The organism is Rathayibacter sp. AY1D9, assembly GCF_002932395.1.
GTDB lineage: Bacteria > Actinomycetota > Actinomycetes > Actinomycetales > Microbacteriaceae > Rathayibacter.
The window spans coordinates 35175-54655 of sequence record NZ_PSVQ01000022.1; the positions used below are offsets into that span (position 1 = coordinate 35175).

Consider the following 19481-nt stretch of genomic DNA (forward strand, 5'->3'; position numbering starts at 1 on the left):
CCCGCCTCCGAGCGCGCCGCCGCTAGGCTCGTCAGGCCCATGAACCGGATCACCGTCGCCCTCCTCGCCGCCTTCGACGCCGCGCTGTCGGCGCTGATCGGGATCGCGATCCCGCTCGTCCCGCTGACCGTCCTCTGGGCCGTGCAGTACGACACGACGGTCGACTTCGGCGTGTTCTGGCGGGTCGCCGCCGACGCCTGGCTGCTCGGCCACGGGGCCGACCTGCAGGCGGCGCTGGCCCCCGACTCCGCCCTCGCCGTCGCGCTGCCCGGAGGCGCGGACGCCTTCCCGGTGACGATCGCTCCGCTGGCCTTCGCGCTCCTCACCGTGCTGCTCGGCGCGCGCACCGGCCGCCGCGCCCAGGAGTCGCCGTTCCGGGCCATCGGCGTCCTCGTCGCGATCGCGACCTACCTGGCGATCGCGCTCCTGGTCTCGCTCGGATCCGCGGACCCGGCCGCCACCGTCGATCCCCTGCAGGGGACGCTGCTGCCGCCGCTCGTCTTCGCGCTGGGGGTGCTCGTCGGAGCAGCGCTCCACTCCGCCCGCAGCGACGAGGCCGACCCCCTCGGCGAGCTGGCCGCCTCCGCGCTCGACCGCGTCCCCGCGCCGGGGCCCGGGCTCGTCCTCGCGTCGCTGCGCGGGGGAGCGCTCGCCGCGGCCGGCGTGGTCGGAGTCGCGGCGGTGCTCGTCGCCGTGCTGCTGGTCGTGCACTACACCTCGGTCGTCGCGCTCTACGAGAGCCTGGGCGCCGAGGCGCTCGGCGGCCTGGCCCTCACTCTCGGGCAGCTGGCGTTCCTCCCGAACCTGGTGATCTGGGCGGCGAGCTGGCTGATCGGCCCGGGCTTCGCCCTCGGCACCGGCTCCTCCGTGAGCGCGGCCGGAACGCTGCTCGGACCGATCCCGTCGATACCGGTCCTCGCCGCACTGCCCGCAGGGGACTCGGCCTTCGGATTCCTCGGACTGCTCGTGCCGCTGCTCGCCGGGTTCGCCGCGGGATGGCGGCTGCGGCGCGGCGTGATCGAGGCGCTCGACGGACGCTCGCTGCTGCGCTGGGGCGCGGCCGCGGCCGGCGGGATCGGCGTGGTCGGCGGCCTGCTGCTCGGGCTCCTCGCCTGGTTCTCGGCGGGCGCCGCCGGGCCCGGGCGGCTCGCCCAGGTGGGCCCGGACCCGCTCGTCGTCGGGGCGGTCGCCGCCCTCGAGCTCGCGCTGGCCGCGGGCCTGGGCCTCGCCGCGGGCCGCAGCCGACGCGGCTGACGCCGGCTGAGGCGTCCCCCTAGACTTGCGCAGTGCTGAAGTTGGTCGTGCTCCTCTCCGGCGGCGGATCGAACCTCCGCGCCCTGCTGGACGCCGCCGGCGACGAGGGCTTCCCCGCCCGCATCGTCGCGGTCGGCAGCGACACCGACGCCGAGGGCTTCCGCCACGCCGAGGAGCGCGGAGTCCCCGCCTTCACGGTCGCGCCGCGCGACTTCTCCTCCCGCGACGAGTGGGGCGCCGCCCTGCTCGGGCGCATCCGGGAGTGGGAGCCCGACCTCGTCGTCTGCGCGGGCTTCATGCGCATCCTGCCGCCCGTGGTGGTGGACGCGCTCAGCCCGCGGATGATCAACACGCATCCCGCCCTGCTGCCCCTCTTCCCCGGCGCCCACGCCGTCCGCGACGCCCTCGCCGCCGGCGCGACCGAGACCGGCGTCACCGTGCACGTGATCGACACCGGCGTCGACACGGGACCCGTCATCGCCCAGGAGAGCCTCGCCGTGCTCCCCGGCGAGAGCGAGGACGCGCTGCACGAGCGCATCAAGACCATCGAGCGTCGCCTGCTGGTGCAGACGGTGCTCGACATCGCCCACGGAACCGTCGACCTCGAGGAGCTCGCCCGCGCATGAGCATCACCGCCCACGACCCCAGCAGCTACGACGACCGCGACCGGGTCCCCGTCCGCCGGGCGCTGATCTCGGTCAGCGACAAGACCGGCCTGCTCGAGCTCGGAGCGGCGCTCGCCGCGGCCGGCGTCGAGCTCGTCTCCACCGGCTCGACCGCAGCGACCCTCCGCGGCGCCGGCCACGAGGTCACCGACGTCTCGGCCGTCACCGGGTTCCCGGAGTCGCTCGACGGCCGCGTGAAGACGCTGCACCCGGCCGTGCACGCGGGCATCCTCGCCGACCTGAGGCTCGCCTCGCACCGCGAGCAGCTGGAGCAGCTCGACATCGCCGCGTTCGAGCTGGTCGTGGTGAACCTGTACCCGTTCCGCGAGACCGTCGCCGGCGGCGCCGACCCGGCGACCGTGGTCGAGAACATCGACATCGGGGGCCCGGCCCTCGTCCGCGCCTCCGCGAAGAACCACGCGAACGTCGCGATCGTCGTCGACCCGGCCGACTACTCCGGGATCGCGACCGCCCTCGCCGACGGCGGCACGACGCTCGCCGCGCGCCGCACCCTGGCGGCCCGCGCCTTCGCGCACACCGCCTCCTACGACTCCGCCGTCGCCGCCTGGTTCGCCGGGCAGGAGGCGGCCGAGGGCGTCGAGGGCTCGGTCGAGATCCGCGGAACCCTGCAGCAGGTCCTCCGCTACGGCGAGAACTCGCACCAGAAGGCGGCACTCTACGTCTCTCCCGACGGCACCGGCATCGCGCAGGCGACACAGCTGCACGGCAAGGAGATGTCCTACAACAACTACGTCGACGCCGACGCGGCCGTCCGCGCGGCCTACGACTTTGTGCTCCCCGCCGTCGCGATCATCAAGCACGCGAACCCGTGCGGCATCGCGATCGCGAGCTCGAAGGCGATCGACCCCATCGCCTCCGCCCACCGCCGCGCCCACGAGTGCGACCCGGTGTCGGCCTTCGGCGGCGTCATCGCCGCGAACCGGCCCGTCACCCTCGCCATGGCCGAGACGGTGAAGGAGATCTTCACCGAGGTGCTCGTCGCCCCCGGCTTCGAGCCCGAGGCGCTCGAGGTGCTGAAGACCAAGAAGAACCTGCGCCTGCTGCAGCTCCCCGACTTCTACGCCCCCGTGGAGCGCGAGTTCAAGCAGATCTCCGGCGGCCTGCTGCTGCAGGAGCCGGACCGCTTCATCGGCGGCCCCGGCGAGGTCAGCTCCGGCTGGCAGCTCGTCGCCGGCGAGCCCGCCGACGCCGACACGATGCTCGACCTCGAGTTCGCGTGGAAGGCCTGCCGCGCCGTCAAGTCGAACGCGATCCTCCTCGCCAAGGGCGGCGCCTCCGTCGGCGTCGGCATGGGTCAGGTCAACCGCGTCGACTCCTGCCACCTCGCCGTCACCCGCGCCGGCGACCGCGCCCCCGGCACCGTCGCCGCCTCCGACGCGTTCTTCCCCTTCGCCGACGGCCTCGAGGTGCTCCTCGCCGCCGGCGTGAAGGCCGTCGTCCAGCCCGGCGGCTCCGTCCGCGACGCCGAGGTCATCGACGCGGCCGCCCGCGCCGGCGTCACGATGTACACGACGGGGGAGCGGCACTTCTTCCACTGAGTGACGGGCGCTCCGCGCCCGTCACTCAGTGGAAGAAGTGGTGTTCGATCTCCCCGCCGCTCCCTGCGCGGCGGGGCGCGGTCGGCTTCGCGACGGGGTGCGTTCCGTAGAGCGGGGTGCGTCGCCGGTCGCGGGAATCGCTTGGCACGCGATTCCCGCTGAACCGGCTCTGCCTTGCGGTGCTCGTCTCGGCGATGTGGTGCGTTCCGTAGAGCGGGGTGCGTCGCCGGTCGCGGGAATCGCTTGGCACGCGATTCCCGCTGAACCGGCTCTGCCTTGCGGTGCTTGTCTTCCCCGCCGCTCCCTGCGCGGCGGGGCGCGGTCGGCTTCGCGACACGGAGCGTTCCGCGGAGCGGGTAGCGTCGCCGACCGCGTGAATCGCTTGGTACGCGATTCCCGCTGAGTCGGCTCTGCCTTGCGGTGGGCGGTTTCCCGGCCGCTCCTCGCGCGGCGGGGCGTGGTCGGCGTCACGACGTGAGGCTTTCCATGGAGTGGGGGCGTCGCCGGTCACGGGAATCGCTGGGCACGCGATTCCCGCTGAAAGTGCTCTGCTTTGCGGTGGGCGGCTCTTAGGGGGCTGCTAGGGGATCGACAGGCGAGGCGGGGGCGGGGGCGCGTAGGGTCGCCGGGTGCCTTCCGACTCGACGCCCGCGTCCACTCCCGACACCCCGACCGCAGCGACCACCACCGCCCCGAACCGGGACCGCGCGCCCGGAACGGGCCGCCGGATCCTCGTCGCGCTGCTCGCCGCCGCGGCGACCGCGCTCGTGGCGCACCTCGCCAACCTGCTGGCCTTCTTCATCGGCAACCAGCTGCAGCCCGGCTCCATCCCGCAGGTCAACGCCTACTTCCTGCTCTCGAGCGTGCTCGGCTTCGTGGTCGTCCTCGTCCTCGCCGTCGCGGGGACGCTCGGACGCACCTGGAGCGCCGCCCTCGCGGGACTCGTCGGGGGCGTGGTCGGAGCCGTGTTCGGCACGCTCGTCCAAGCCAGCGCCACCGGCGAGGCCGTCACGGGCGCCGTCTGGGCCTCCATCTTCCAGACCTTCGCCGGACTCAACCTCGTCTTCCTGCTCGCGTTCACCGTCTCGGCAGCGAGCGTCGGCCGCGCACTCTGGAACCGCCTCCGCACCACGGGCGCTCCGGCCGCCGTCGTCACCGACCGCCGCATCGCGATCGTCCGGGCCCCGGCCGCCGACCTCTCGGCGGGCGAGCTCACCCACCTCGAGCGCGTCCCCGTCGACCAGCAGCGCGCCCAGCAGCAGTGGGAGGCGTACGTCGACCTGCTCGAGCGGGCCGGCTGGGAGACGGTCGAGGCCGCACCGGCGCCCGGACTCGCCGACTCCGTCTTCCTCGAGGACGCGGTCGTCGTCTTCGGCGACCACGCCGTGATCGCCCGGTCCGGAGCGGAGTCCCGCCGCGGAGAGACGGCAGGCGCCGAGGAGGCCGTCCGCGCCCTCGGCCTGACGGTCGACCGCATCGAGGAGCCGGGCACGCTCGACGGCGGCGACGTCCTCAAGGTGGGATCGACGGTCTACGTCGGCCGCGGAGGCCGGACCGACGCGGCGGGGGTCGCCCAGCTGCGCGCGATCCTCCGCCCCCGCGGGTACGACGTCGTCGCGGTCCCGCTGACCAAGGTGCTGCACCTCAAGAGCGCCGTGACCGCGCTGCCCGACGGCACGGTCATCGGCTGGGAGCCGGTCGTCGACGAGCCGCGCCTGTTCCCCTCCTTCCTGCCGATGCCCGAGGAGGCGGGCGCCCACGTGGTCGTCCTCGACGACGACACCCTCCTGATGGCCGCCTCCGCTCCCCGGAGCGCCGAGCTGCTGCGGAGCCTGGGCTACCGCGTCCTCACCGTGGACGTCTCGGAGTTCGAGAAGCTCGAGGGCTGTGTCACCTGCCTCTCGGTCCGCGTCCGCTGACGGCGGAGGCGGGGGGAACCGCCGGATCGCGGCGGCCGCTGGACGGAGCACATAGCCCGGGTATAGCCTTCAAGGCTGCCCGGAGCTCTCCGGCCCGGTGGCACCTCCCGCCTCCCCGCCCACCCGGCAGGGGAGGCCCCGCCCTCGTCGCGAAAGCCCTCCGCCGTGTCCGCTCCCGCCCTCCCGTCTCCCGGCGCCCCCGCGCAGAAGCGCCCGAGCACGCTGCAGACCCTGCTGCGCCTCGTCCCCTTCGTCGGCGACTCCCTGCCCCGGCTGGTCGGCGGCATCGCGGTCGCGCTCGTGGCGAGCCTGGTGTCGCTGGTCATCCCGATCGTCCTGCAGCAGCTCGTCGACGGGCCGCTGGGGGACGGAGCGGCCTCCGCCGGCTCCGGCGACCTCGGGCCGCTGATCGGCCCGGTCGCCGTCATCCTCGTGCTCGGCGTCGTCGAGGCCGGTGCCATCGCGCTGCGCCGCCGGATGGTCCTCACCCCCAGCACGCGGATCGAGGCGCGCATGCGCTCGGCGCTCTACAGCCGCCTGCAGGACCTCCCCGTCTCGTTCCACGACCGCTGGCAGAGCGGGCAGCTCCTGTCGCGGGCGATGAGCGACCTCAGCCTCATCCGCCGCTGGATAGCCTTCGGCTTCGTCCTGCTCGTGGTCAACGCGCTGACGATCGTCGTCGGCTTCGGCGTCCTCGTCTACTGGAACCCGATCCTCGGCGTGCTCTTCGTCGTGTGCTCGATCCCGGTCTGGATCTACGGGTTCGCGTTCGAGAAGCGCTACTCGAGCATCGCGCGCCGCAGCCAGGACCAGGCGGGCGACCTCGCCACGACCGTCGAGCAGTCGGTGCACGGCATCCGCGTCCTCAAGGCCTTCGGCCGCCACCAGCACGCGCTGGAGAACTTCGCCGGCCAGGCCGAGAAGCTCCGCGGCACCGAGATCGACAAGGCCCGCGCCATCGCCGGGATCTGGCTCGTCCTGCTGCTGGTGCCGGACATCGCGTTCGCGCTCTGCCTGCTCGGCGGGGTCTGGCTCGCCGCGGCCGGCCAGCTGAGCGTCGGCGAGCTGTTCGCCTTCTTCGCCACCGCGACCGTGCTGCGCTGGCCGGTGGAGTCGATCGGCTTCCTCCTCTCGATGACCTTCGACACCCGCACGGCGGTCGACCGCTACTTCGAGGTGATGGACAGCCGGAACACCATCACCGACCCGGAGGACCCCGAGACGATCCTCGAGCCGCGCGGTCGGGTCCGCTTCCGCGACGTCCACTTCCGCTACCAGGACGCCCCCGAGCGCTACCGCGACCTCCTCGACGGCGTCGACCTCGAGGTCGAGCCGGGCGAGACGATGGCACTGGTCGGCATCACCGGCTCCGGGAAGACGACGCTCACCGCGCTGCTCCCGCGCCTCTACGACGTGACCGGCGGAGCCATCGAGCTCGACGGCGTCGACATCCGCCGGCTCCGCCGCGACGAGCTGCGCACGCACATCGGCATGGCGTTCGAGGACGCGACGCTCTTCTCCACCAGCGTGCGCGAGAACGTCCTCCTCGGCCGACCCGACGCGACCGAGGAGGAGCTGCTCGAGGCCCTCGAGATCGCGCAGGCCGACTTCGTCCACCGCCTTCCCGAGGGCCTGGACACGAAGGTGGGCGAGGAGGGGATGAGCCTCTCCGGCGGCCAGCGCCAGCGCCTGGCCCTCGCCCGCGCGGTGGCCGCGCGTCCGGCGGTGCTCGTCCTCGACGACCCGCTCTCGGCGCTCGACGTCGACACGGAGGCGCGCGTCGAGGCGGGGCTGCGCCGCGTGCTCGGCGACACCACGGCGATCATCGTCGCCCACCGCCCCTCGACGGTGGCGCTCGCCGATCGCGTGGCACTGATGGAGGAGGGCCGCATCACCGCGGTCGGCACCCACAGCGAGCTGCTCGCGAGCAGCCCGCACTACCGCTTCGTCATCTCGAGCCTCGAGGAGGACGAGCTGACCCGGCCCGCCGGGACCGAGCGCATCGGCTCCCGCCCCACGACGACCCACCAGGAGACGCGATCATGAGCACGCTCGGTTCCTCCGAGGAGCGCGACGACCTCAGCAGAGCGGAGTCGGCGGCCCTGCGCCGGCGCTCGCTGCGGCTGCTCGGCTCCCTGCTGCGGCCGCTCCGGCTGCGGCTGGTGCTCACCGCGGTCGTGGTCGTCGTCGCGACCGCTGCCCAGGTCGCGGGACCGGCGCTGATCGCGGCGGGCATCGACAACGGCCTGCCCGCGGTCCTCGCGGGGAACGCGGTCCCGCTGGCGGTCACGGTCGGCGCCTACATCCTCACCGGACTCGTCGGCGCGCTCCTGGTCGCCTGGTACACCGTGCTCTCCGCGCGGGTGAGCCAGGCGATCCTGATCGACCTGCGCAAGCGGGTCTTCCTGCACACCCAGAAGCTGAGCCTGGAGTTCCACGAGAACTACACCTCCGGCCGGATCATCTCGCGCCAGACCAGCGACCTCGACTCCATCCGCGAGCTGCTCGACTCCGGCATCAACCAGCTGGTGCAGGGTGCGCTCTACATGGGCTTCGTCGCGATCGCCCTGGTCTCCCTGGACGGCGTGAGCGGCATCGTGCTCGCCTGCGCCCTGGTGCCGCTCGCGCTGCTCACCCGCTGGTTCCAGAAACGGTCGCAGGCGCTGTTCCGCGGCACTCGCGTCGCCTCGTCGCGGCTCATCGTGCAGTTCGTGGAGTCGATGACCGGCATCCGCGCCGTGCAGACCTTCCGCACGCAGAAGCGCAACGAGTCCGTGTTCGGCGGGGTCGTCGAGCAGTACCGGCTCGCCTACAAGCGCGTCTTCGGGGTGTTCGGCACCTTCGACCCCGGGCTCGTGCTGATCGGCAACGTCACCGTCGCCGTGGTGCTGTTCATCGGCGGCGTCCGCGTGCTCGACGGCGGGCTCGAGATCGGCGCGCTGCTGGCGGTCCTGCTCTACACCCGGCGCTTCTTCGACCCGGTGCAGGAGATGGCGATGTTCTACAACTCCTACCAGTCGGCGGCCGCGGCGCTCGAGAAGATCTCGGGCGTGCTGGCCGAGGAGCCGAGCGTCCCGGATCCGGCCCGCCCGGTCGACCTGCGCCAGGCGCGGGGCCGCCTCGGCTTCGAGGGCGTCCGCTTCGCCTACGCCGCCGACCGCGAGGTGCTGCCGCGCTTCGACCTCGACATCCCCGCCGGGCAGACCATCGCCCTCGTCGGGTCCACGGGCGCCGGCAAGACGACGCTCGCCAAGCTGATCTCGCGCTTCTACGACCCGAGCGACGGCGTGGTGACCCTCGACGGCGTGGACCTGCGGCAGCTGCACCCGAAGGACCTGCGGCGCGCGATCGTGATGGTCACCCAGGAGGCGTACCTCTTCTCCGGATCCGTCGCCGACAACATCGCGATCGGGCGGCCGACCGCGTCCTACGACGAGATCGTCCGGGCCGCGCAGGCGGTCGGCGCGCACGAGTTCATCCAGGCGCTTCCGGACGGCTACGACACCGACGTGAACAAGCGCGGCGGCCGCGTCTCGGCCGGTCAGCGCCAGCTGATCTCGTTCGCCCGCGCGTTCCTGGCCGACCCGGCGGTGCTGATCCTGGACGAGGCGACCTCCTCCCTCGACATCCCGAGCGAGCGCCTGGTGCAGCAGGGCCTGCAGACGCTGCTGGCGGACCGCACGGCGGTCATCATCGCGCACCGCCTCTCGACGGTCGCGATCGCCGACCGGGTGCTGGTGATGGAGCACGGCCGCATCGTCGAGGACGGCACCCCGGAGGCGCTCATCGCCGGCGAGGGCCGCTTCGCCACCCTGCACGCGGCCTGGCGGGGCTCGCTCGTCTGATCGGCTGCTGCTCGCGACTCACGTCCCGGAGCCGCTCCCGGCTCAGGGGCGCCAGCGGGCGCTTCGCACGTCGACGCGCCAGCCGCCCGGCGTGACGACGAGGGGCGTGCCCTCGCGCTCGTACTCCCGGCGGGCGCGCTCCTCGTGGCCGACCGGGGGCGCTCCTCCCGCGCGGACGACGCGCCACCAGGCGGTGTCGGAGCCGTAGCGGGCCATCACCGTGCCGACCGCGCGTGCCGCACGCGTGCCGAGGACCGCGGCGATCTCGCCGTAGGCCATCACGCGGCCGGGCGGGATCGAGGCGACCACCTCGAGGACGGCGGAGACGAAGTCGGCCGGCTCCGCTGCCTCCGGCGCCGCGCTCAGAGCGTCAGCGCCCCGATGTTCTCGCCGTACTGCGTCTCGCCGACGACCTCGAAGCCGATCCAGCGGAAGAACTGCTCCGGGCCGTCCTCGCCGGACTCCCAGATCACCGTGAGGGTGTCGAAGCCGCGGGCGCGCGCTTCGTCGGCGGTGGCGCGGACGGCGAAGGTGCCCACGCCGCGGCCCTGCTTCGCCGCGTCGATGTTGATGCGCCAGATGCAGCTGCGGAACTCCTCCGCCGCCTCCGGGTCGAAGTGCGCGTGGATGAAGCCGACCAGCTCGTCGCCGTCCATCACGGCCCGCTGCCAGGAGGCGCCCGGGTCGATCACCGCGGCGGCGGCGGAGTAGGAGACCGGCGCGATGAACTGCTCCTGGCCGGGTTTGAGGCTCAGACCGTTCACGGCGGAGATGTTCGAGGCGGACAGCTCTTCCAGGCGGAGGTCACTCATGCCGTCACTGTACCGGCGGCGCAGGACGGCGGGCATCCTCCTGTCGGGCGACGTGCGCCGGCCCCGGCGCGGACGATCGAGAACTGTCTCGATATCGAGACAGTTCGGGCCTCGGGTAGGCTGGCGGAGGCCATCCGGAGCGGTGCAGAGCCGCCCGTCCCGCACAGGTGCGGGGTCATCGACACCATGGGAGAGCAATGTCCAAGATCAAGGTTGAGGGAACGGTCGTCGAGCTCGACGGCGACGAGATGACGCGCATCATCTGGCAGAAGATCAAGGACACCCTCATCCACCCGTACCTCGACGTGAACCTCGAGTACTACGACCTCGGCATCGAGTACCGCGACGAGACGGACGACCAGGTCACGATCGACGCGGCGCACGCCATCCAGAAGCACGGCGTCGGCGTGAAGTGCGCGACCATCACCCCCGACGAGGCCCGCGTCGAGGAGTTCGGCCTCAAGAAGATGTGGAAGTCGCCCAACGGCACGATCCGCAACATCCTCGGCGGCGTGATCTTCCGCGAGCCCATCATCATCTCGAACATCCCGCGCCTGGTCCCCGGCTGGAACAAGCCGATCATCATCGGCCGCCACGCGTTCGGCGACCAGTACCGCGCCACCGACTTCGTCTTCAAGGGCAAGGGCACGCTGACCGTCGAGTTCACGCCCGAGGACGGCTCCGAGCCGATGAGGTTCGAGGTCTACAAGGCCCCGGACGACGGCATCGCGCAGGTCCAGTACAACCAGGATGCGTCGATCCGCGACTTCGCCCGCTCGTCGCTGAACTACGGCCTCTCGCGCAACTACCCGGTCTACCTCTCCACCAAGAACACGATCCTCAAGGCCTACGACGGCCGCTTCAAGGACATCTTCGAGGAGATCTTCGAGACCGAGTTCAAGGAGCGCTTCGACGCCGCGGGCCTCACCTACGAGCACCGCCTCATCGACGACATGGTCGCCTCGGCCATGAAGTGGGAGGGCGGCTACGTCTGGGCCTGCAAGAACTACGACGGCGACGTCCAGTCCGACACCGTCGCGCAGGGCTTCGGCTCGCTGGGCCTGATGACCTCCGTGCTCTCCACGCCCGACGGCAGCGTCGTCGAGGCGGAGGCGGCGCACGGCACCGTCACGCGCCACTACCGCCAGCACCAGGCCGGCAAGCCCACCTCGACGAACCCGATCGCCTCGATCTACGCCTGGACGCGCGGTCTCGCGCACCGCGGCAAGCTCGACGGCAACCAGGAGCTCATCGACTTCTCGCTCACCCTGGAGGACGTGGTCATCAAGACGGTCGAGTCCGGGAAGATGACGAAGGACCTCGCCCTGCTCGTCGGCCCCGAGCAGGGCTGGCAGACGACCGAGGAGTTCCTCGCGACCCTCGACGAGAACCTGAAGGCCCGCATGTCGGCCTGATCACCGGCTTCAGCAGACGCGTCCGGCCCGCACGATCCTCGGATCCTGCGGGCCGGACGCGTCTCCGGGCCCGGTGGGACGCGCCCGGGCCGAGCGCCTCAGAGCGCCCGGGCGAGCTCCTCCATCGCGTGGAGCGGATCGGGCCCCGACGGCATCAGCACGACGCTCGACGCACCGGCCTCGTGCAGCAGGCCGATGCGGCGACGAGCGTCCTCGGGAGTGCCCACGACGGCCAGCTGGTCGACCCAGGCGTCGGGCAGGTCGCGGACGAAGGCGGCGCGGTCGGCGCTCTCGGCCCGCAGGCGGGCGAAGTCCTCGGCGAAGGGAAGCGGCGCGATGTGCGGCGCCCAGTCCGGCTCGCCGATCCACTCGAGTCCCAGCCGGACCGCGTCGCGCGCGGCGGCCGCGTCGTCGTCCACGGCGGCCACGTTGTAGGCGACGATCCGTCCGGTGCCGCCGAGGTGGCCGCGGGCCGCCGCGAGGTACTCCGGAGTGACGGGCTCGGCCAGGACGACCCCGTCGGCGATCCGGCCCGCGAGCGCCAGCGACTTCGGTCCGCGGACGCCGGCCAGCAGCGGCGGCACGACGGCGGGCGGCGACTCCAGGACGAGGCCGTCCACGTGCACGTAGCGGCCGGAGCGGTCGGTGCGCTCGCCGGAGAGCAGCGAGCGGATCGCGTCGAACTGCTCCTCGAGCAGGGTGAGCGGGCTGCGCGGCCAGACGCCGAGGCCGCGCATCCAGTGCGGCATCCCGTGCCCGATGCCGGCGTGGACGCGGCCGGGGAACAGTTCGGCGAGAGTGCCGAGCTCCATCGCGGTGAAGGCCGCCGTGCGGACGGCGGCGGGCAGGATGCCGATGCCGACGACGATCCGCTCGGTGGCGGCGAGTACCGCGCCGGCCTGGGCGATGCCGCCGCGGAAGCCGAGGTCCTCGACCACCCAGAGCTCGTCGAAGCCGAGCTCCTCGGCGCGGCGGGCGTAGACGAGCACCTCGGAGGCGGGGAGATCGCGGGGGAGCAGGACGCCGACAGCGGTGTCGGAGGAGGAGGCGCGCATCCGGCCAGCGTAGGGCGTGCGGACACGCGGAGGGCCCGCCCGCACGATCGCGGACGGGCCCTCGCTCGTCGTCCTACTCGGCGGCCGCCTCGCCGATCCGCACCTGCTCGGGGCGGGCGGTCGAGACGACCTCGATGCGGCGGGGACGCGCCTTCTCGCTAACCGGGATGGTCACCGAGAGCACGCCGTTGTCGTAGGACGCGGCGATGCGCTCGGTGTCGACGCCCCGGCCGAGGCTCAGCTGGCGGACGAAGGTCGCCGACTGGCGCTCCCGGGTGATCCAGGTGACGTCGTCGCCGCCCGCGACGGTGCGCTGGGCGCGGATGGTGAGGAGCTGCCCGTCGACGTCGACGTCGACGGACCCGGGGTCGATGCCGGGGAGGTCGGCGGTGAGGACGTAGTGGTCGCCGTCCCGGTACAGGTCGATCGGCATCCGGCGGGGCCCCTGGCCGGAGCCGAGGAGGGCGGTGGCGAGGCGGTCCAGCTCGCGGACGGGGTCGTAGGTGACAGCCATGAGATCACTCCATTCAGTCGTGCAACGAAGAGTTCCAAGAGTTGAGCCGACCCGGCTCAATGCGAATAAATTAGCACTCGCGGAGGGAGAGTGCCAACGGATCGGCCCCCTTCAGCGTCGACTTCGTTACCTGTTCGTAACAAAGCTGGGCAATCGAGTTCGTAGGGTCGTTTCTGTGTGGAAACCGATCCGGTTCCCAGCGAATGTGAGTAAGGACATCGATTGCCGATCCACCTGTCCCACCGACCACCCGTCCGCCGCGCTGAGAGGCGCATCCTCGCGGGCCTCGCCGTCCTCGGAGTCGCCGCGACCGCGGCCTTCGCCACCACCGGCGCCAGTGCCGCCCCTCTCGCCGGCAGTGCCTCGCTCGTCGGCGGGCTCTCCGTCGGCCAGAGCTTCGACGACGGCGACTACGTCGTCACCCTCGTCGAGCCCTCCGCGGCCACCTACCAGGGCAGCGATGCCCGTTTCGCCCGCACCGCGCCCGTCGACGGTGCGCAGCTGCAGGCCGCCTCGGCTCCGGTGGAGGACTACTCCGCCCACCTCGAGCAGCGCCAGGAGGACGTCGCCTCCGCGGTCGACGCCGCCATCGGCTACCACTACACCGTCGCCCTCAACGGCTTCTCCGCGACCCTCTCGGGCGAGCAGGCGGGCGAGCTCGCGAGCCGCCGCGACGTCGCCCAGGTCCGCAAGGTCGAGAACCTGAAGGTCGACCGCGCCGCGCAGGCCTCGCCGCTCGCCGCGGCCGCCGCCGGTACCCCCGTGCCCGACACCGGACAGCAGCGCTCCACCGACTTCCTCGGCCTCGAGGGCGAGGCCGGCGTCTGGCAGAAGCTGGGCGGCATCGACAAGGCGGGCGAGGGCGTCGTCGTCGGCGTCATCGACTCCGGCATCGCGCCCGAGAACCCCTCCTTCGCAGGCGCGCCCCTGGCGACCTCGCCCGGAGCGGCCCCCTACACGGACGGCACCACCACCTCCTTCGTGAAGTCGGACGGCGGCACCTTCGTCGGCTCCTGCTCGCCGGGGCTCCCCGCTTCCGAGCAGTGGGACGGCGACGAGTGCAACCAGAAGCTCATCGGCGCACGCTGGTTCCTCGCGGACGAGGAGGTCGGCTCGACGGACAACCCCGAGTACCGCTCCCCGCGCGACGCCGACGGACACGGCTCGCACACCGCGAGCACGGCAGCCGGCAACAACGGCGTCGAGGCGAGCGTCGACGGCTACGACTACGGGAAGATCTCCGGAGTCGCCCCGGCCGCCAAGGTCGCCGCGTACAAGGTCTGCTGGAACGGACCCGACGAGGGCACCGACGACGACGACTTCTGCTCCGGAGCGGGCATCCTCGCGGCCATCGACGCCGCGACCAAGGACGGCGTCGACGTCATCAACTTCTCGATCGGCGGCGGCTCGGCCACCTCGACCCTGACCGCGATCGACGAGGCGTTCCTCAACGCCGCCGCCGCCGGCGTCTTCGTCGCGGCCTCGGCCGGCAACTCGGGTGCGGGCGCCTCCACGCTCGACCACGCGTCGCCCTGGTACACCACGGTCGCCGCGTCCTCCATCCCGACCTACACCGCGACCGCCGCTCTCGGCGACGGCCAGAAGTTCGTCGGAGGATCCATCTCGGTCCACGAGGACGTCACCGGACCGCTGGTGAACAGCGCCGACGTCGTCCGCTCGGGCGCCGAGAACCCCGCCATCTGCGAGACCGGCACCCTCGACCCCGACAAGGTGAAGGGCACGATCGTCGCCTGCACCGCGGGCGTCACCGCGCGCGTCTCCAAGTCGGCCGAGGTCGAGCGGGCCGGCGGCATCGGCATGCTGCTGCTCAACCCGACCCCGAACGCCCTGCACGTCGACGACCACTCGGTCCCGAGCATCCAGATCGACTCGCAGGCCTACCAGGCGATCACGACCTACGCCGGCACCGCCGGTGCGACCGTGACCCTCTCCGAGGGCAACTCGTCCGGCGCCTCCATCCCCGTCCCGCAGGTCGCCGGCTTCTCGTCGCGCGGACCCGCTGAGGCGGACGGCGCCGACGTGCTGAAGCCCGACCTCACGGCGCCCGGCGTCGCGATCCTCGCCGACAGCTTCAACGCCGAGGGCGACGACCCCGCCTTCGCGTTCGAGTCCGGCACCTCGATGTCGTCGCCGCACGTGGCGGGCCTCGGCGCGCTGATCCTCGGCGCGACCCCGAAGGCCTCGCCGTCCGCGGTGAAGTCGGCCATGATGACCTCCGCCTACGACAGCGTCGACCAGTCGGGCGCCGCGTCCGAGGACGTCTTCGCCCAGGGCGCCGGACACGTCGACCCGGCCGCGTTCCTCGACCCCGGACTGCTCTACCAGAGCGGCACGGAGGACTGGATCGCGTTCCTCAAGGGTGCGGGCTACGTCTTCACCTCGAACCCGGTGATCGACCCGATCGCCGCGATCGACCCGTCCGACCTCAACCAGGCCTCGATCGCGATCGGCGCCCTCGCGGGCACGCAGACCGTGACCCGCACGGTCACCTCGACCGGCGCGGGCACCTACACCGCCTCGGTCGACGGCCTCGCCGGGATCGACACCGTCGTCTCGCCCTCGACCCTCTCCTTCACGGGTGCGGGCCAGACGGCGGAGTACACGGTCTCCTTCACCACCGGCTCGGCGGCGCTCAACCAGTTCGCCACCGGCTACCTGACCTGGGCGAGCGCGGAGCACGACGTCCGCAGCCCGATCGCGGTGCGCCCCGTCCTGCTGGACGCGCCCTACGAGGTCTCCGGAACCGGCTCGACCGGCACCGGCACGGTGACGGTCACGCCCGGCATCACCGGCGCGCTGCCGCTCACCGCGAGCGGTCTCGCCGAGGGTGTCCTCGCCGAGGACGCCACCGCCGCCGACGGCCACTCGGCGACGCTCCCCACGGGGAAGTCGCTGACGACCACCGTCGTGGTGCCGGAGGGCGCCGAGTTCGCCCGCTTCGACCTCGACTCGCTCGACGACGCGGCCGACCTCGACCTCACCGTCACCAGCGAGAGCACCGACAAGGTCTTCACCTCGGCGACCGGCTCGGCCGACGAGCGCGTCGACATCGCCGACCCCGCTCCGGGCGAGTACACGGTCCAGGCCGATGTCTACTCGACCGCTCCGGGATCCTCGACCGTCACGTTCGACTTCCGCAGCTTCGTCATCACTCCGGAGAACGGTCTCGGCTCGCTGAGCACCGACCCCGCCGTGGTCGACGCCGTGCAGGGCGAGCCGATCGCGTACGCGGTCTCCTGGTCGAACCTGGCGGGCCCGGCCCGCTACCTCGGCCGTGTCGCCTACACCGACTCGGGACTCGCGACGCTCGTGAGCGTCGACGTCACCGAGGCGGTCACCCCCACCCCGACGCCGACCGCGACTCCGGAGCCCACGGGCACCCCGGAGCCGACCGCGACGCCGACGGCCGGCCCCACCGCCGGACCGGGGGAGCCCACCTCCACGCCGACCGCCGGACCGGGGGAGCCCACCTCCACGCCGACCGCCGGACCGGGCGCGCCCGGCCACGGCGCCGGCGGCCTCCCGTCGACGGGCTTCGACGGCGGTCTCCTCGGAGCCGCCGCCCTCGCCCTCCTCGGTGCAGGTGCTGTGATCACCGGCCTCCGACGCCGCGCCCTGGCGCAGCGTGAGGCGGGCGCCGCGGAGTAGTCCTCCGCGACCGCCGCGAACGGCCGTCCCCCTGCTCCTCCCGGAGCGGCGGGGGCGGCCGTTCGCCGTTCCCGGGCGGGGGAGGCGGAGACGGGGCGGCTCGTGGTGCGGGCCGGGAGCAGGACCGGCCGGGCTGCGTGGGGGAACGGCTCGAGAGCGGAGGCGGGAGCGGGTCGGGGAGAGATCGACGATCAGGCGGGGCGGAGCATCTCCGACTGGGGCCCCGGCAGTGCGATCGGCCCGGGATCCCGCTGCGGTGGCGCACCCCCGGAGGTGCATCGACGGGAGAGCGCGATGGCAACCTGCCGCTGCGAGTCGGGACGCCCCCTACGGTTCCGGTCCGAGGCGGCGGTGATCGCACGGGGACAGCGGTGCACCCTCGGGGACAGCGGTGGACGGCTCCGAGCGAGCGCCCCCTCGGCCTGAGCGGCCGCCGTCAGAATCAGAGGGAGCGGCGTCCCGCGATGACGCCGGAGACGACGGCGAGGACGCCGAAGACGATCGCGACGACCGGCTGGCCGAGGTCCAGCCACGCCAGCGCGGCGGCGCCCATCACGAGCAGCTCGATCAGCGAGCGGCCGTAGATGTCGATCGCGAGGACCGCGCGCGGCGAGAGGAAGAGCGCCCAGACCAGCGCGGCGACCACCGGAGCGCCGATGCCGAGGACGATGTTCCACGGGAGGTCCCACGACGCGAAGCCCCAGAGGGCGAAGGTCGCCAACGCGACGAGCTCCAGGAGGAACCGGAGGATCGCGTTCGGGCCGATCCTGATGTCGGTGCCCGCGGTGTCCGCTCCTGCTCGATTCACGCCGACCATGCTAGCCGCCGGAGGTCAGCGGAAGATGATGGTGCGGGCCCCGTCGAGGAGCACCCGGTCCTCCGCGAACCACTTGACCGCCTGCGTGAGCGTGCGGCTCTCCTCGTCCTGCCCGATCGCCACGAGCTGAGCGACCGAGTGCGAGTGGTCCACGCGCACCACGTTCTGCTCGATGATCGGCCCCTCGTCGAGGTCGCTGGTGACGAAGTGCGCGGTCGCCCCGATCAGCTTGACGCCGCGGGCGTGCGCCTGCTTGTACGGGTTCGCGCCCTTGAAGCCCGGCAGGAACGAGTGGTGGATGTTGATGGCGCGACCGGCCAGTCGCGCGCAGAGCTCGGGGGAGAGGATCTGCATGTAGCGCGCCAGGACCACGAGCTCGACGTCGTGCTCCTCGACGACCTCCAGCACGCGCTCCTCGAACCCGCGCTTCGACTCCGGCGAGACCACGGGGCGCGACTCGAAGGGCACGCCGTAGAACTCGGCGAGGTCGCGCAGGCTGCCGTGGTTGGACAGGATCATCGGGATGTCCACCGCGAGCTGCCCGGCGCGCTGGCGGAAGAGCAGGTCGTTGACGCAGTGCGCGGCCGTGGAGGCGAGGACGAGGGTGCGCAGCGGCCGGCCGACGACGTCGAGGCGCCAGGTCATCCCGTAGTGCTCGGTGATCGGCAGCAGGGCGGCGGCGAACTCCTCGCGGCTGATCGGCGACTCCACCTGCAGGCGCATGAAGAAGCGGCCGGTGTCGGCGCTCGAGAACTGCTGGCTCTCGGTGATGTTGCCGCGGGCCTGGACGACGGCACCGGACACGGCGTGCACGATGCCCGGCTGGTCGGGGCAGGCGAAGGTCAGGGTCCAGTGGTTTCCCGCGGGCCGGGCGCCGGACCACGCGGCGTCGCTGCCCGTCGGACGGGTGCTCGCGGAGGCGGGCCGGGGAGTCGCGGACGCGGCGGGTTCGGGCTGCATCCGCCCAGGATAACGGTGGGGCACGGGGCGGTCCGCGCGCCTCAGCCCGCGTCGACGGACACGACGGCGACGGGTCCCGTCCGCCCGTCCGGGGAGGAGTAGCGGACGCCGATCGTGTGCCTCCCAGGACCGACCTCCAGGGTCGCGGCGAGGACGGGGGCTCCGGGAGCGAGGGACCGCACCTGCCCGCCGTCGACCAGGAGGTCGAGGCCGTCCGCGTCGGGATCGGCGAGCACGAGCACGCCGACCGCGCCCCCGCTCGACGCGGCCCGGGCGAGGAGCACCGGAGCGCGCAGGTCGACCGTCTCGGGGGCGCTGACTCCTGCAGCGGTGCGCGCCAGCACCGTGGTCGTGCCCGCGGGGAGGGGGAGCGCCGGCGCGGTCCAGGAGCCGTCGGCGTCGGCGGTGGCGGAGCCCACGCGGCGTCCGTCGGAGGCGTCCTCGAGGAGCACCTCGGCGCCGGGCGCGGCGGTGCCCCGGGCATCGGGCAGCAGCCGGCCGTCGGTGTCGAGCGCGAGGGTCGGTGCGGCCGGAGCGGGAGGTGCGGCCGGAGTGGGGGTTGTGACCGGTGCGGGAGTCGAGACCGGAGCGGAGGTGCTCGGCGCCTCTGTCGGGACCGGCGCCGGAGTGCTCGGTACGTGCGTCGTTGCCGGAGCCGGAGTGTCCGGTGGGGGAGTCACGGTCGGAACAGGAACCGGGACCGGAGTGCTCGGTGCGGGGGTCGGGACCGGGACGAAGGGCAGGGCCGGGCCGCTGCCGATCGGGCCCGGCGCGGAGCCCCCGGTCGTGGCCCCCGGCGGCCCGGAGGGGGCCGGAGCCTCGGTGACGGCAGGGGAGGGCGCCGGTGCGGGGCTGCCGGTCACGGCGGGGCGGTCCAGGGGTTCCGGCGCCGCTCCGAGGAGCACGGTGCCGGACGTGGCCGGACGGGCCGCGTCGGACGATGCCGGAGCGACGCGCGCGACCCCCGGGAGGACGGGACGCCCGCCGCAACAAAAGC

At 73.0% G+C, this 19481-nt stretch carries 15 protein-coding genes; 8 read left to right on the top strand and 7 right to left on the bottom strand.

Translation table 11 applies throughout. From position 1 onward, the window contains the following. Positions 1–39: 39 nt before the first annotated feature. The 6 genes from C5C50_RS10550 (at position 40) to C5C50_RS10575 (ending at position 9242) form a co-directional block, all read left to right on the top strand. Entirely contained in the window at positions 40–1254 is a 1215-nt protein-coding gene (locus C5C50_RS10550; protein WP_104227293.1) for a DUF6350 family protein, read from the top strand. Between the two features lie 32 nt (positions 1255–1286). Continuing rightward, positions 1287–1880 carry a phosphoribosylglycinamide formyltransferase gene (gene purN, locus C5C50_RS10555; RefSeq protein ID WP_104273411.1) on the top strand — a complete coding sequence of 198 codons (594 nt, stop codon included), beginning with the start codon at positions 1287–1289 and terminating at the stop codon, positions 1878–1880. Beyond that, entirely contained in the window at positions 1877–3478 is a 1602-nt protein-coding gene (purH, locus tag C5C50_RS10560) for a bifunctional phosphoribosylaminoimidazolecarboxamide formyltransferase/IMP cyclohydrolase (protein ID WP_104273412.1), read from the top strand. Before purN ends, purH begins: the two co-directional genes overlap by 4 nt. Positions 3479–4107: 629 nt before the next feature. After that, positions 4108–5397, top strand: a complete 1290-nt coding sequence (gene ddaH / locus C5C50_RS17430) for a dimethylargininase (RefSeq protein WP_104248130.1) — start codon at positions 4108–4110, stop codon at positions 5395–5397. A gap of 165 nt (positions 5398–5562) precedes the next feature. Continuing rightward, the gene (locus tag C5C50_RS10570; RefSeq protein WP_104227288.1) at positions 5563–7443 is read left to right on the top strand and encodes an ABC transporter ATP-binding protein; all 1881 of its coding nucleotides are present in this window, start codon (positions 5563–5565) and stop codon (positions 7441–7443) included. Then, positions 7440–9242: an ABC transporter ATP-binding protein gene (locus C5C50_RS10575; RefSeq protein ID WP_104273413.1), complete on the top strand. Its 1803-nt coding sequence runs from the start codon at positions 7440–7442 to the stop codon at positions 9240–9242. Before C5C50_RS10570 ends, C5C50_RS10575 begins: the two co-directional genes overlap by 4 nt. A gap of 42 nt (positions 9243–9284) precedes the next feature. On the opposite strand, the gene C5C50_RS10580 is transcribed toward C5C50_RS10575, so the two are convergent. Beyond that, positions 9285–9608, bottom strand: coding sequence for an MGMT family protein (locus C5C50_RS10580; RefSeq protein WP_104238475.1), 324 nt, complete (start codon positions 9606–9608; stop codon positions 9285–9287). After that, the gene (locus tag C5C50_RS10585) at positions 9605–10054 is read right to left on the bottom strand and encodes a GNAT family N-acetyltransferase (RefSeq protein ID WP_104224946.1); all 450 of its coding nucleotides are present in this window, start codon (positions 10052–10054) and stop codon (positions 9605–9607) included. Before C5C50_RS10585 ends, C5C50_RS10580 begins: the two co-directional genes overlap by 4 nt. Before the next feature lie 197 nt (positions 10055–10251). Here C5C50_RS10585 and C5C50_RS10590 point away from each other — a divergent pair, with 197 nt between their 5' ends. After that, positions 10252–11469, top strand: a complete 1218-nt coding sequence (locus C5C50_RS10590) for an NADP-dependent isocitrate dehydrogenase (RefSeq protein WP_104224939.1) — start codon at positions 10252–10254, stop codon at positions 11467–11469. A 98-nt stretch (positions 11470–11567) separates the two neighbouring features. On the opposite strand, the gene C5C50_RS10595 is transcribed toward C5C50_RS10590, so the two are convergent. Continuing rightward, positions 11568–12524 (bottom strand): LLM class flavin-dependent oxidoreductase, encoded by a 957-nt coding sequence (locus C5C50_RS10595; protein ID WP_104273414.1) that lies wholly within the window; start codon positions 12522–12524, stop codon positions 11568–11570. A gap of 73 nt (positions 12525–12597) precedes the next feature. Further along, positions 12598–13038, bottom strand: a complete 441-nt coding sequence (locus C5C50_RS10600) for an Hsp20/alpha crystallin family protein (protein ID WP_104273415.1) — start codon at positions 13036–13038, stop codon at positions 12598–12600. A gap of 222 nt (positions 13039–13260) precedes the next feature. On the opposite strand from C5C50_RS10600, the gene C5C50_RS10605 reads away from it, so the two are divergent. Beyond that, positions 13261–16707 (top strand): S8 family serine peptidase, encoded by a 3447-nt coding sequence (locus C5C50_RS10605; protein WP_104261002.1) that lies wholly within the window; start codon positions 13261–13263, stop codon positions 16705–16707. 442 nt (positions 16708–17149) lie between these two features. Here C5C50_RS10605 and C5C50_RS10610 read toward each other — a convergent pair whose 3' ends face one another. The 3 genes from C5C50_RS10610 to C5C50_RS10620 are packed head-to-tail and all read right to left on the bottom strand — an operon-like array spanning position 17150 to position 19164. After that, entirely contained in the window at positions 17150–17515 is a 366-nt protein-coding gene (locus C5C50_RS10610) for a YrdB family protein (protein WP_258067734.1), read from the bottom strand. A 24-nt stretch (positions 17516–17539) separates the two neighbouring features. After that, a complete protein-coding gene (purU, locus tag C5C50_RS10615) occupies positions 17540–18484 on the bottom strand; it encodes a formyltetrahydrofolate deformylase (RefSeq protein WP_104227281.1) in 945 nt (314 codons plus the stop codon). Between the two features lie 41 nt (positions 18485–18525). Further along, complete coding sequence (locus tag C5C50_RS10620; RefSeq protein WP_146085884.1) at positions 18526–19164, bottom strand: Ig-like domain-containing protein; 639 nt, start codon at positions 19162–19164, stop codon at positions 18526–18528. Positions 19165–19481 lie beyond the last annotated feature (317 nt).